This is a genomic window from Methylomonas stagni, assembly GCF_050154735.1.
Taxonomy (GTDB): Bacteria; Pseudomonadota; Gammaproteobacteria; order Methylococcales; family Methylomonadaceae; genus Methylomonas; species Methylomonas koyamae_A.
Map to the genome: position 1 here is coordinate 1,532,639 of NZ_CP189557.1, position 14,419 is coordinate 1,547,057.

9 protein-coding genes and 1 riboswitch are annotated in these 14,419 nt (G+C 58.1%); of the genes, 1 reads left to right on the forward strand and 8 read right to left on the reverse strand.

Translation table 11 applies throughout. The features are described 5' to 3' along the window. Positions 1-9: 9 nt before the first annotated feature. The 7 genes from ACP4CD_RS07255 to ACP4CD_RS07285 all read right to left on the reverse strand — a co-directional run bounded on the left by ACP4CD_RS07255 (position 10) and on the right by ACP4CD_RS07285 (position 11,151). Positions 10-2,613 (reverse strand): ATP-binding protein, encoded by a 2,604-nt coding sequence (locus ACP4CD_RS07255; protein WP_426994092.1) that lies wholly within the window; start codon positions 2,611-2,613, stop codon positions 10-12. A 17-nt stretch (positions 2,614-2,630) separates the two neighbouring features. Further along, positions 2,631-3,548, reverse strand: a complete 918-nt coding sequence (locus ACP4CD_RS07260) for a phosphate/phosphite/phosphonate ABC transporter substrate-binding protein (RefSeq protein ID WP_426994093.1) — start codon at positions 3,546-3,548, stop codon at positions 2,631-2,633. Between the two features lie 133 nt (positions 3,549-3,681). Further along, the gene (locus tag ACP4CD_RS07265; protein WP_426994094.1) at positions 3,682-6,786 is read right to left on the reverse strand and encodes an efflux RND transporter permease subunit; all 3,105 of its coding nucleotides are present in this window, start codon (positions 6,784-6,786) and stop codon (positions 3,682-3,684) included. Between the two features lie 151 nt (positions 6,787-6,937). Next, positions 6,938-8,065, reverse strand: coding sequence for an efflux RND transporter periplasmic adaptor subunit (locus ACP4CD_RS07270; protein ID WP_426994095.1), 1,128 nt, complete (start codon positions 8,063-8,065; stop codon positions 6,938-6,940). Beyond that, positions 8,062-9,528 (reverse strand): efflux transporter outer membrane subunit, encoded by a 1,467-nt coding sequence (locus tag ACP4CD_RS07275; RefSeq protein ID WP_426994096.1) that lies wholly within the window; start codon positions 9,526-9,528, stop codon positions 8,062-8,064. The genes ACP4CD_RS07270 and ACP4CD_RS07275 overlap by 4 nt, the downstream gene beginning before the upstream one ends. After that, entirely contained in the window at positions 9,525-10,163 is a 639-nt protein-coding gene (locus ACP4CD_RS07280) for a TetR/AcrR family transcriptional regulator C-terminal domain-containing protein (protein ID WP_071159894.1), read from the reverse strand. The genes ACP4CD_RS07275 and ACP4CD_RS07280 overlap by 4 nt, the downstream gene beginning before the upstream one ends. Positions 10,164-10,389: 226 nt before the next feature. Continuing rightward, positions 10,390-11,151 (reverse strand): MlaA family lipoprotein, encoded by a 762-nt coding sequence (locus ACP4CD_RS07285; RefSeq protein ID WP_281023010.1) that lies wholly within the window; start codon positions 11,149-11,151, stop codon positions 10,390-10,392. A gap of 162 nt (positions 11,152-11,313) precedes the next feature. On the opposite strand from ACP4CD_RS07285, the gene ACP4CD_RS07290 reads away from it, so the two are divergent. After that, complete coding sequence (locus ACP4CD_RS07290) at positions 11,314-11,988, forward strand: TetR/AcrR family transcriptional regulator (RefSeq protein ID WP_071159550.1); 675 nt, start codon at positions 11,314-11,316, stop codon at positions 11,986-11,988. A 552-nt stretch (positions 11,989-12,540) separates the two neighbouring features. Here the strand turns inward: ACP4CD_RS07290 and ACP4CD_RS07295 are convergent. Continuing rightward, a complete protein-coding gene (locus ACP4CD_RS07295; RefSeq protein ID WP_426994097.1) occupies positions 12,541-13,113 on the reverse strand; it encodes a hypothetical protein in 573 nt (190 codons plus the stop codon). Between the two features lie 326 nt (positions 13,114-13,439). After that, positions 13,440-13,517, reverse strand: a riboswitch (cyclic di-GMP riboswitch). Between the last annotated feature and the right edge of the window lie 902 nt (positions 13,518-14,419).

Here is a 14,419-nt window from a genome sequence, read left to right on the forward strand (position 1 = left end):
GGCCGCCGTTTAATTCAAGGCCTGCAAGGCTTTCAAAATGGCTGGATAGTCGAAATCCTCGGCGAATTGAGTCAAGGTTTTACCCAAACCCGGATCGCTCGCGGTGATGCGGCCGATCACATCGGCGATCCGTTCCGCCTCCAGACTCTCCAAGGCTTGTGCCAACTCTTCGCGTAGCGACGCCGGCAACACCAGTAAACTGCCGGGCGTCAAAACGGCGGTTTGCTGTTCCGGCCGGAACGAACCCTCGTAAATAAACCGGATGCCTAATTGCCGAGACAAACAATCGTAAATTTCGCTGAACCGGTAGGGCTTGCGGACAAAGTCGTCCATTCCCGATCGCAATAACTCCTCGCGCTGTTCGACGAATACCGACGCGGTGACTGCCACTATTTTGACAAGCTCGCCGCCCGGCAGGCCGCGAATGATTCGGGTCGCTTCCTGACCGTCCATGACCGGCATACGCCGGTCCATCCAGATTAAATCCGGCCGCCATTCGCGAAATAGCGCTACCCCGCGCTCGCCGTTCTCGGCAACCCGGACCGGCAAACCGACCGACTCCATGAGCTTGCTCAACAACAATTGATTTTCGATCTGGTCCTCGACGATCAAGATACGATAATTCGGCTGTCCGGGTACCAAGCCGACCACGTTGGCCGGCTCTCGGCGCGGCGAACTGAGTACGTCGGCTTCGTCCGCCTCGATCAGCGGCAGATCGACTGCGAATATAGAACCCACCCCAGGGCTGCTGCGCAATTCCAATTTGCCGCCCATCAACCGCACGAACTGACGGGTGATCGTCAAACCCAATCCCGTGCCCTTGTTGGCGCCCTGCTCGCCCAATTGTTCGAACGGCTCGAACACCCGTTGCTGGTCGCGCGGCTCGATACCGGGACCGGTGTCTTCGATTTCGATCACTAGGTGCGAGGTACTGTTCTCCCGCACACCCAAGCGCAAGATCACCCCGCCTTGCTCGGTGAATTTAACCGCATTCCCGACCAAGTTAATCAACACTTGGCGCAAATGCGCCTGATCGCCAACCACGTAACGCGGAAACCGCGACGACTGATCGACCAACAAGCGCAAGCCCTTTTCCTTGGCGCGAATGTCCAGCATCTCGGTGATATCGCGAATCAAACCACCCAAATCGAAAGCGACGTTTTCCAATTGAAACCGACCGGCCTCGATCTTGGCCATTTCCAGTACGTCGTTGATTAGATTTAGCAAATGTTCGCCGCTGCGGTTAATAATGTCCAAATTCATACGCTGATCGTCGCGCAATTGCGGATCGCCGCGCATCACATTGGAAAAGCCCATAATGGCGTTCAGCGGCGTGCGCAACTCGTGGCTCATATTTGCCAGAAAAGTGCTCTTGGCCTTGTTGGCGGTTTCGGCGGCATTGCGGGCCAACACCAAATCCGCGGTGCGCTGCTGCACTTCGTCCTCGAGATGGTCTTTATAACGCCGGAGTTGCTCGGCATTCCGCATCCGCTCGGTCATGTCGATGAAGATCGCCAACACGTCATCGCCCAACACCACGCCGGCAATATCCATGACCCGCACGTCACCGTTTTTGCAAGTCACCCGGTATTCGCGCGGACGAATACTTTCGCCGCTCTCCATGGCTTCTTGAACGGCCGCATCCCAGGTAGCGATAGCCCAGATTCGGTAGTCCGGATCCGGGTAGGCCTTTTGGAACCAATCATCCAGCGTCGGAATGTCGGCGCGCGAGTATCCGAACAATTCCGCGAAGCAATCGTTGAACTCCCGGATCACACCGTCCTTGTCGGCCGAACCCAATGGTATCGGCATGACTTGCACCAAACGGCGAAAACGCGCCTCGCTGGCGAATTTGGCGGCTTTTTCGGACTCGATCGCATCCAGCATACGATAGAGATGGCGCGCCAAAACGCCAACCTCGTCTCGACGGGTCAGCGCCTCGCGCCGAAAGGTCCGACCATGTTCGGCATCGATCGCGACGGTCATCAAGTGATTCAGGCCGCGGGTCAATCCCCTCGACAGCGCGGTTGCAATCACGACGATGCTCAGCAACAACAATCCGGCAATCCCCAAGCCGGCAAAGGCCAACGAGCGCAGTTCACGGATTTTACCGACCCGGCTCAATTCGACTCTCAGCCAACCGATCGGTGCGTTGTTGGCCTTGATCGGGACCGCGACATCGATCAAGTCATCCCGATTCAAAAGGACTTGCGGCTCCGCGGACCGGCCTAACAAACTCAGACTGACCGGATCGGTGAAATATCGGCCGATATACTCAGGCCGAGTGGAGGCCAAGACTTCTCCGCGCGGCGAAATGACGACGGCAAAACTCAAATCGGTGGTTTCCGCCGCCCCTTTCAAGACTTCTTGCAAGCCGGCCAGGTCGTTGGCCAATACCCACGAAGCGCTACCGAAGGCCAGCGTCCTGGCCAACTCGAACGCGCTTCGCTGACCTTGCTCATATAAAAATTCGCGTTGCGCCGATAACAGTAATATTCCGGCACCGGCGACTGTCGCCAAAGCCGCCAGCGAAAACGACCAAACCATCTGGCGACGGATAGAACGCCCCCAAAAGCTGTACGCGCCGGCCAGCAACTCGCGTAGCCCTTTCATCGAAATTTGTCGTTCATTCAGTCTAACGGCCTCACCGCGCTCGAAAATTTCACCAGAAAATCGCGAACCGGCCGGTAGGTCTCGGCGTCGGCCACTTCGAAACGCGATACCGGCAAACCAGCCAGAATCGCTCTGCCCTCCTCGCTATCCTGCAATGCCAGCAATTCCTCGGCGAAGCGTCCGGCCAGCCCACCTGGAATATCCGCGCGAACGACCCAGGCGTTATTCGGTAGCGTATCCGTCCGCCATTTCACTTCCAATTCGGCGGCCTGCTCCGGACGCTGTTTGGAAAAGCTGGCCCAAGGCACCGGCCAAGTCGCGCCGGCGGCGACGTGGCCGAGCAATACGTTGATAATCACCGACTCTTGCGATCCGACGTAGCGATTCTCGATGTCGCGGTTAACGTCGATACCGTGGGTCTGCAAAAAATATTGCGGTAACATCGTCGCCGCCAACGCCGTCGGAGCGGGATAAGCCACCGCCTTGCCTTTCAAATCGCTTAGCTCCCGGATCCCGCCATCCTTGCGCACCAGGATGATGCCACGAAAATTCTCGTCGTCGGCCATTTTGGCGAAGATTCGATAGCCGTGTTGCAGGGCCTCGACCGATTGATAGGGGTTAGGCATCGCGAACGAAAAATGGCCCGCATACAGTTTTTTGTCGAATTCTTCGTAATTGCGCGAAGCTTCCAGCTTGAAGCGGGCGTCGGGCAGGTACCGGTTCATATGATCTACGATGGGGCCGTATATTTCCATCAAGCGTTGCGGATTATGCAAGGGATGGATGCCGACGACATATTCGACGATTTCCGTCGGCACATCGCTCAGACTAGGACTATAAGCCGGTTCTTCAGCGCGCTGACAAGCCATCGCCGTTAACGACAGCAATAGCCACGATCTACCGCGCCTTAACATGCGACTTAGCATGGTTGGCATCCCGATCCCCCCAAGAGTTTCAATTCACGCCGGTCTTCCATACCCTACGTTGACTAAGGATAGTCTAAGCGGCCACCAACGACGCCACGCGGACTTCGCCGATAGCCGCCGCCCGCGCACCGTTGGCGAGACGTCAACGCGCCGGCGATCCCCGCCAAACCGGCCGGAGCCGTAACCGCGCCAACCAAACCAAGCCGCGACGTAGCGTGCTCATCAAATCGTCGATCGCGGTATACGCCACCGGAATCACCACCAGACTCAGCGCGGTCGACGTCAGCAAGCCGCCGATCACGGTAATCGCCATCGGCGCCCGGAAACTCGGATCGGCGCCCAGCCCCATCGCGATCGGCAGCATGCCGGCACCCATCGCGATCGTCGTCATCAAAATCGGTTGCACCCGCTTGCGGCAACTGTCGATTACCGCGTCCAGCCGGCTCATGCCGCGCTCGCGGCGGGCAATCATCGCGTATTCGACCAGCAGTATCGAGTTTTTGGTGACGACGCCCATCAACATCAACAGCCCGATCACGCTGGGCATCGCGAAGCTGCCGCCGGTCATCAGCAAGGCCAGGAAGGCTCCGCCCAGCGACAACGGCAACGCGCCGAGTATCGTCACCGGTTGGCTGAAGTCGCCGAACAACAGCACTAAAACCACGTAAATGCACAGCACGCCAATCGCCATCGCCCCGCCAAAACTGCCGAACAACTCGTTCATCCGTTGCGCATCGCCGGATTCTATCGTGCGCACGCCGGCCGGTAGGTTTTGCATGGTCGGCAATTGCATGACTTCGGCCAACACGTCGCCGACCACGCGCTCGCCCAACTCGATTTCGAAGGTGGTGTTGCGCATCCGGTCCAAGCGATCGATCTGCTGTAAGCCGCCTGCCAACCGTATGTCGGCCAAGGTCGCCAAACTGACGCTGCCGGCGCGTCCGGCCACCCGCAGTTGGCCGATTTCGTCGAGACTGTGGCGCACGGACTCGGCCAGCCGCACCCGAATCGGGATTTGCCGTTGCGGCAGATTCAGCTTGGCCATCACGTTGGCATAGTCGCCGTAACTGGCGACCCTAACCACGTCGGCCAAGGCCTCGACCGTGACGCCCAATTCGGCGGCCTTGTTGAAATCCGGGGTAATCTGAATCTCCGGGCGTTGCAAACTAGCGCTCGACGTAATGTTGCCCAGGCCGCGCACTTGCCTCAGTTCGAGTTCGACCGCGTCGGCGGCCCGGCGCAAGGCTTGTGGATCGTCGCTAGCCAGCGTCAGTTGCAGCTTTTCGCCGCTACCGCCGCTGCCGACGGCCACGCGCACGCCGGGCAAATCGGCCAGTTTGTCGCGTATCGCCGCCTCGATCGTGGTTTGAGTATACGGGCGTTCGGTACGGTCGCGCAGGCTTAGGGTTAAGGTGGCCTTGCGCACCTCGTAGTTGGTGGTGGCGGCGTCCGGACCACCGCCGCCACTGCTGGAAACGCCGTCCGCCGTAAAGACTTGGGTGACGTCCGGCAACTCGCGCAAACGGCGTTCGGCCTCGGCGGCGATTCGGCGGGTTTGCGCCAGCGTGCTGCCCGGCGGCAATTCCAGCGAAACCTTGGTTTGACTGTTGTCGGAAGCCGGCACGAAGCCCTTGGGCAGCAAGGGCATCAGGCTCAGCGAACCGGCCACGAACGCCACCACGCCGACGCCAACCATCCAGCGATGGCCTAGGCACCAGTTCACTATCTTCAGATAGGCCCGCATAACCGGATTATCGCCGCTGTCGCGTTCCGGATGCGGTTTCAACCAATAGGCCGCCATCATCGGCGTCAGCAAGCGCGCCACCAATAACGAGGCCAATACCGCCGCCGCCGCGGTCATGCCGAATTGACGAAAGAATTTGCCGGGTACCCCGCCCATGAACGCGGTCGGCAAGAACACCGCCACCAAGGTAAAGGTAGTGGCGATCACCGCGAAGCCGATTTCGTCGGCGGCGTCCATTGCCGCCTGCAGCGGCGTCTTACCCATCCTTAAATGACGCACGATGTTTTCGATTTCAACGATGGCATCGTCCACCAAAATCCCCACCACCAGCGCCAAGGCCAGCAACGACAGAATGTTCAGACTGAAGCCGAAATACCACATCGCCGCGAAAGTCGGCAGGATGGACAGGGGCAACGCGACCGCCGCGACCAGCGTCGCCCGCCAGTCCCGCAAAAACCACCAAACCACGACCACGGCCAGGAAGGCCCCTTCGTACAGCAAATGCATCGAGCCGGTATAGTTGTCCTCGACCGGCTGGACGGTGTCGAAGGCCTCGCGGATGCTCACTTGCGGATGATCGGCGGCAAACTCGGCCAGTGCCGCGCGCACCGCTTCCGCCACGGTCACTTCGCTAGTGCCTTTGTTGCGGACGATATCGAAGCCGATAACCGGCTGGCCGTCGAGGGTCGCGTAGGTGGAACGTTCGGCGATGGTATCGCTGATGTCGGCAATTTGATCCAGCTTGATGTGGCTGCCGTTGGCGAGCGGAATATCCAGGTTACGCAATTCGCCGGCCGTCGCCACCCGGCCCAAGGTACGCACCGCCTGCACGCCGCCGCCGATGTCGCCGCGACCGCCGGACGCATCCTGCTGGACTTTTTTCAGCTGCGTCGCCACTTCGCTGACCTGGGCGCCCAAGCCGGCCATCCGTACCGGATCGAGATCGACGTGGACCTCGCGATCGACCCCGCCGGTGCGCGTCACCCTGCCGACGCCGTTGACCGCTAGTAAACGCTTGCTGACATCGTTATCGACGAACCACGACAGTGCCGCTTCATCCATATTCTCGGCGCTGACCACATAAGTCAGAATGGCGTTACCGGCCGTCGTGGTCTTGGAAATGATGGGCGCGGCCATCGCCGACGGCAATTCGGCGCGGACGCCATCCACCGCGTTGCGCACTTGGTTCAACGCCTCCTCGGAGTTCTTGTCGATGTTGAACTCCACCTTAATCGCCACCGAGCCGTCGGTGATCGTGGTGCGCACGTGCTCGACGCCGCCGATGGCGGCGATCTTGTCCTCGATCTTGCGCGCCACTTCGGTTTCCAATTGCGCCGGCGCCGCGCCTTCCAGCGTGGCGGCGACGGTGATGATAGGCACTTCGATGTCCGGGAAGTTTTGTTTGCCCAGTTGCTTGAGACCCATGCCGCCCAGGATGGACAGCACCGCGAACAACAATAGACTGGGTACCGGCTTGCGGATGGCCCATGCGGAAAAGTTCATGATTTTGCTCCCACGCCCAAGACCGCGATGCGGTGCTTGGACATTGATAAATAACGATGCGCTCGGCATCGCGGCTGAAAAAGTCGCCGTTGGCAGGCGGACGGTCCGGCGTCAGGCCGGCGCGCTACCGGGCGGACTGCTTCGGCGCGGTTCAGGTTTTAGGCGTTACGTTGACGATGTCGCCATCCTTCAAAAACGCCCCGCCACCGGCGATCAAACTGGCATCGCCGGAGATGCCTTCGCGGATTTCCACCCAGTCGCCGACTCTGCGGCCGGTGACGACGCTACGTTGAATCACCGACCTGGCGGTTTGGTCCGCCGTGCCGGAGGGCTTGGCGATTTCGAACAGGTAATCGCGGCCGTCCCGCAAGACCAACGCGGTCTGCGGCACGACCAAGGCGGTTTGCGCGCCGACGACGATGCTGCCTTGCAAATACATGCCCGGCTTGGCCCCGGCGTTGGGAATATCGACGTAAACCAGCGCGTTGCGGGTGGTATCGTCCACGGTCGGCGCGGTCATCCGCACATTGCCGATCACGCTGCCGCCGTCGGGCAAGCTCAATTCCACCGCTTGGCCGACGCGGATTTGCGCAAGCTGTTGGGCATTGACCTCGGCTCGCCACTCCACCCGGCCCTGGCGCACCAGCCGGAACAACTCGGTCCCGGCCGCGACCACGTCACCCAGGCCGGCGCCGCGCGCTGAAATCACGCCGTCGTCCGGCGCGACGATATGAGTCTGGCTCAAGCGGATCCGCTGGTTTTCCAGCTCCGCTTGCGCCAAGGCCAGATCGGCGCGGGCGGTTTGCTCGGCGATTAAATATTCGTCGATTTTCTGCGACGACAAGGCACCACTGTCTTGAATTTCGCGGGCGCGGGCGGCGTCGGCCTGAGCCTTAGCCAGAGTGGCCCGACTCTTGTCGACGCTCGCTTGTTGCTTGTGCAGTTCGGCGAGGACGGTGTCGTCGGCCAACACCGCCAAGTCCTGACCGCGCTTAACCCGGCTGCCGACGTCGACCAAAATTTGCTTGATGCGCAGACTGCCGATTTCGGCGCCGATTTTGGCTTCTTGCCAAGCCGCCACCGCGCCGTTGACCTTAATAGCCACCGGCCACTCCTGTCTAGTCGGCACCAGCGTTTCGACCGCCAGCACCGCCTTGGATTTAGCGGCTACCGCCGCCGGCGCCGGCGCGCTGGTCAGAGCCGGTAACGCAATGCTTAGACCGGCCAAGGTTAACCCGGCAATCCAGGTCGGTATCGAAAATGTTTGGCTGATATTCATAATGACTCCTCGCGCTGGGTGTCGCCGGCGCTCAATTGCGTGTCCTGGGCGCGCCAACCGCCGCCCAGCGCCTTGTACAACGCGATCCAGTACTGCACGCGATTTTGTTGTTGGGTGATGTGACTGATTTCTTGGGTGATCATCTGGCCGCGCGCGTCCTCCAGCGACAGCAGACTAAGACCGCCTGACCGCCAGTTGAGCTCGGCCGCGCGAAAATACTGGCGATATTGCTCGGCGCTACGGCCTTCCACGCGTTCCCGTTGCTCGGCACCGCTCAGATTGACCAGGGCTTGCTCGACTTCCTTGACCGCGCTGCGAATGTCGCTCCGGTAGGTAGCCAGCGCGCTGGCATAAGCCGCTTCTGCGCTATCGACCTTCGAACGCAATTCGCCGCCGTCGAAGATCGGCAAGGTAACGGTCGGTCCGATCGACCAGGTGTTGCTGCTCAAGGTCAATCCGGTGGTTTCGGTTTTGCGCTTGCCGATAGAACCGGTCAGGCTGACGCTGGGATAGCGTTTGGCGACCGCGTTGCCAATGTCGGCGCTGGCCGCCGCCAACTTACGCTCGTCGGCGGCCAAATCCGGCCGCTGGGTCAGCAAATCGGCCGGCACACTATCCACTTGAAATTGCGCGGGTACCGGTATGCCTCCGCCAGCCGCCAGCCAAGCGCGTAAATCGGCTTCCGCCAGACCGGTCAATGCCACCAAGGCCTTGACGGTGTTGTCGCACTCCGTGCGTTGAGCGATCAGACTGGATTCGCTGGCATGCAAGCTGGCGTCGGCCAATACCGCGTCGGCCGGCGACGAAAATCCCGCACCGGCCAGCACGCCGGTCAAGCGCGCGGTGTCTTGTTTGGAAGCGATCGCGTTTTGATAGGCGGTCGCCGTCAGTTGACAGGCCCGGTAACTGACGTAATCGCTCGCTACCTCGGCCGCCAAACTCACTTTAGCGTTGTGCAGCGTCAATTCGGCCGCCGCCAGTCGGGCCTGCTCGGCCTGCCGGTTGAAGGCGAACTTGCCGAATAAGTCCAACTCCCAACTGGCATCGAGACTGCCGGACAAAATTTGAGTAATGCCGGTATTGAAACTCGAGCCGCTAACGCTGGTGGTTTGCGCGCTGGTGCCGGTGGAGGTGCCACCCTTGGAGCGAGTGAAAGCCCCTTTGGTGGTCAAGCTGGGCATGCCGCCCGCCTCCGCGCCGGCCAGGCTGGCGCGCGCCGACGCTATATTCGCCACGGCTTGCTCCAGCGTCGGATTATCCTGTTCGGCGGCCTGGAGCAAACGGCTCAACACCGGATCGTTGAACTGGCGCCACCAGTCCAGCCGCTCCGCCGCGCCGGCGGCTTCGGTCCTTTGGGCTTGCCATTGGGCAGGCGTGTCGATGCTCGGCCGGACATAGTCGGGAAACACGCTGCATCCGGCCAACGCGCCGCCGGCCAGAATAGTCAATAAGGCCGCTCTCACGCAGACCTCCCGTCGGCAATGCCGAACAAAAACACCTTAACGACAAATTCGACGTGGGCGCGGGCATCCCAGTCGGCAGCCAGGCAACCGAATAGCGCCTTGTTTCTCGGCTCGGCAACCAACATTTCCAAGAACAGGGCCGCCGCGCGCTGACGCTCTGAAGCGGATAACCCGCTTATCTCGTCGTGGCCGCGCAAATATTCGGCAATCATCTGGTAAATCCGTTGAGGACCGCTGGTTTCGATCAAATCGCTCAGCTCTGGAAATTGCCGCGCCTCGGCAACGCCCATGCGGTAAAACGAGATCATGTCGGGCTGCATGACTTTAGCCAGCAATGTTTCGCCGAGCGCGGTCAAACCCTCGCTGCAAGACATTGTCGCCAAGCCATCGATACGCTGCAGTTCGGAAATATCGGTTTCGACCAAGCGGTCCACCGAAGCCAGCATCAATTCGGCTTTGTTTTTATAGCGCTCGTAAATAGTTCGGGTCGAAGCCCCGGCCGCCGCCGCAATTTTAGCGATACTGGTGTTGGCATAGCCCTCGCGCATGAACAGCGCCAGAGCCTGATCCAGCAGATAGTCGTTCCGCTCGGTTTCGGTACCGGCTCTCGGCCGCCCTACTTTGGGTTTGTTCATCGTTTCCGCTGCCATAATTTGCTCCGGGGAAATAAAAATAAAATGTTTCGTTTTTATTATTCCCGAAGAATCGCCTCCCGACAAGTACCAATGCAAAAAATATTGGCGTTTTTCGCAAAAACCCGCTGATCTAGGCGTCCGACCCGCCGGCGGCTTGCCGACGGCCTCACGTCGCCGCGCTGAACCGCACCGACTTGACGAGCCTCTCGATGCCTACGCGCGGCCGTTAATTTCCGGCCTCCTTTGTTTGACTATCGTCCGAATCGGCGGACTCGAGCGGATCGTCTTCCCGCAAGTCGCCCACTTCGACCGCATAACGCCGATGCGATAGGAAGGCGTTCTTGAAAAAGTCGTACCGGTCGATTGCCGCTTCACTGGCGATTTTTTCGATCGCTAAGTGATCGGCGCGTTTGTCGACCGCGCTTAAGGCACCGGAACCCACCGACGCGGCCACCGGCAGGCCGAGATAGGTGACCGGATTCAGCGCCGCGTCGCCGACCGCGCTACCCAAGCCTCGAACCGAACTCGGCCCCAGCACCGGCAACACCAAATACGGTCCGGTTTCGACACCCCAAATCGCCAGCGTCTTGTCAAAACTTTCCTCATGCTTGGGAAAATCCAGCATCGTGGCGACATCCACAAATCCCGCCAGCCCCACCGTGGAATTGATCAGCAATCTGGCGCCGTCCAGGCCGGATTGCGAAAAACTCCCTTGTAAGGCCTCGTTAGCGATCACGCCAATATCGTCCACGTTGCTAAAGAAATTGCTGATGCCGCGGTTAGCGAAATCCGGCGTCACCGACCGGTACGCCTCCGCCGCCGGTTTCATCAAGTAATCGTCCAGTCCGTCGTTGAACGACTGGACTTTTCGATTGTAGTTTTCGTAAGGATCTCTCGGATCCGTCGCTGGCGTGGCGGCGCAGGCGCTCAACAAGGCGAACGTGCCGTTCAAGATCAGTGTTCTAGCAAACTCAACTCGCATATTCATATAAGCCTGTGTAATAGTTGGTAAAAACCCCGCTTAAGAGCTACAACCGTTTACCAGCGATTTTGAATAATAACTAAACTAAACGGTATAGTTAAGATTAGGCTTGACCCCGCGCGCTTGTCAAACAAAAATATACCGATTGGTCTAGTTAAGGAGTCGAACTTGAGAAAGAAAAGCCCGGCGCGTCGCCAAGCGATTTTGGATGCGGCAAAAACCACCTTCGAGAAATTGGGATTCGAACGGGCCACGATGGCGGACATTGCCGCTCTGGCGGGCGTATCGAAAGCAACTTTGTATAGCTACTTCAGTGCCAAAAACGAATTATTCGTGGAATTGATAGAAGCGTCCGCAGATCAACATTTGGATCAGATGCACTCGATCTACGTCGGCGAACAAACCAATTTCGATCCCGACGAAATTCGCTCGACCCTCGCCCTGCTTCAACCGTCGGAAGATGTGGCCTTCACCTTAAAGCGGCTTGGCGAGCGAATATTGAGCGTGTTTTTCACGCCGCAACGGCTAGCGTTAAAACGCATGATTGTTGCCGAATCCGGCAAGGGCCAAATCGGTCGTCTGTATTACGAACGCGGGCCGGGATTAGGCATGAAATATTTAGAGCAGTATTTTGGCGAAGTCATCGCGGCGGGTCGACTGCGCCCGGCCGATCCGAAGCTGGTGGCCGCGCATTTTCACGGTTTGCTGGAGTCGGAGATCTTCGAACCCTGGTTGCTGAATATCCTTCACGAACTGACGCCGGATTTGATCGAAGGCGTGGTCGAGCGCGCCGTCGACGTTTTCATGAGAGCGTACGGCCCGGAGCGCGACCAAAATAACTAAGCATAGGGTCTTGGCAATTGGCACGGCCGCTTGTTGGTGGGTGTATCACGCGGGCGCTAAACATTCTTACGCTCCCAACCATAAATTCGCCTAGAGGCACTATCCGTCGGGCCGTCCGGCATTACCCGAGTCGTCTGGTTGTAGACCATTTTGGCGATATACGTCCTTTTGGATATAAACGCCTTGGCAATGGCGGCACGATCTTGCGTCGGGCGCCGTGGAAAGCCTCTCCGCTAACACCGCGCGAGACCCTTAAAATTTGGGTTAAGTTGGTTTGATTTGACAGGGTTGTGACATTTAGTTGAAGCAGGGGCCCATCAAATCAGAAATCTTCGAAAAGGTTTAAACGGAGGATAGCGCTAAAAAACAACCCCTGGCCCAAATCCTGCTCAGGGGGAAGCATGGACGTGCTCTCGCAACGTTTACGCCGTCACGACAACCACAGGCGATGTATGAATTTCAAGAACGATTGGAATAATTCTAATCTTGAATACCGCAAGCCTCATCGTGCGGCAATCTAGCGCTAAATCCACGCCGTATTCCATGAACGACTTAGGCGCTGATGCTGTTTTTGCGGCGGTTGATACCGAACAAACTCAACAAAGCGGTGCCAAACAACCATGCCGCGGCTGGCAGAGGTACCGCCGCGACCGGCGCGATGCTCAGATGACCTATAGTCGTGCTGAGTTTTGCTCCGGTAGCACCCAAAAAGCCCGAGTAGGAAAAGCCACCCGCTTGATGGGCCGGATCCGGCAAGAACTGCAGGTCTCCGTCAAGCATGCCGGTCGTCGCCAGATTATCGACGACGTTTACCAGTTGGAATAAGGTGTTATCCGGAAAGCCGGGTGAGTGGTCCACCAGGTTCCATGTACCGCCGATTTTTTGCAAAGTCCAATCCTCGGACGACAGATAGGTTGACAGCGAAGGGGTGGTAAACCGAAAGGCACCGCTAAGGCCGATAACCCCGACCGACGAATCGCTGGTATCCATCGTCGTCGCCTGAATGGTGCCGGCGGTACCGAAACCACCGATGACGATCGTCGTCGTATTGGTGTTAATCGGTGCCTCGAAAGCACCGGTAAAGCCGCTAATCGCGGTTCCGCCGGCGAGAGAGCCGGTTATCATCGTGTTATTAAAGGACGAATCGAAAAAAGTCGTCGGAGCCCATCCTGAAGCGAGAAACGCCGAGTTCCAAACACCGTTTAGCGAGATGGTCGCTGTTCCTGAGACTAGGGCCGCGCTAGCGGTTTGCGGGGCCAGAGTCGCGGCGGCCAACATCATAGCCAATCCCGCGAGTTTAGTTTTGCGTATTGCGTTAATTTCCAAATTCATTTAATTACCTTGTTTCAAAAAAGAAGGGTTGAATGGATAAACTTCTCAACTGTGTGTGCGTCACTTGCTTTAACCCTCTTCAAGGCAAAAGCAGTCTTTCCCGGCATCCCTACCCGTGACACAGCAACCCGGCTATCTTGCCTACAAGACCCGTGGCTTTCCGGCCCTGCCTCGCGACAGGTTTGGCTAGCGCTCAAAATAGAGCACTTACTGGAAAGCAATATAAAGACCAAAGAACAATCACTATAAATTTCATATACTTATTAAAAACCCAACACCCCTGTTAATTCATTCGACCGTCCGCTCTACGGGATTTGACACAGTTCTAATTAATTGTTGCGGCATATGCCATAGTCCACGCTGATTATCGATAAGCCTCAACAACTTAGAAGCCTCCGATAAGTCCGATGAAAGTATTAGTCAGACTGCAGGATCCTGACATTAAGAAGAACCCGATCCAATTTCAAAAAGGCTTCGATTTGATGGATGTTCTGAAGCTGTAAACTACCGATGCCCAGTACGCCGAAACCCTATTTCAGGCACGATGACCGCCGGTTTTCAATACCCAAGTTATGGTGGTTATCGTTTTAACGTGGTCAAGACCCGCAAACTTTGTCAATGTACGGCCTGTCATCACCCAGCGCCACTGACCAACGGGGACGCTGTTTGAAGGTACCAAACGGCCTCTGACAGTGTGGCTTCTGGCGATCCAAGTCCAAAGATTCGCCGCGCCATCTAGCCGAGTGTTGGCATCGATTCAACCACCTATTCGATCTGCAAAGACTATGATGATCAGGTTTTTCATCGCGGAGGCCAATACTCCGCCATGCCAGTCAGGGCGTTTGTTCAAATTGACCGAGGCTTATGAGTAATCAGAACGATATATATAGGACAATTACCATTGGCTCCTTGAACCGTACTGGTCATGGCCCGCTTCAAACCGACGGCGTTAAAAACAGAATTCACCTCGTATTCCTCGTTGGCCTTGGTGGGACATGCCTGGACATCATCAACATCGAAGCGGTGGTCGATGGGCGGATAAGCGCGACGAACGCGACGCGATCAAAGCACTCGCCTTCCCCCGATCTGCGGTTGCCGA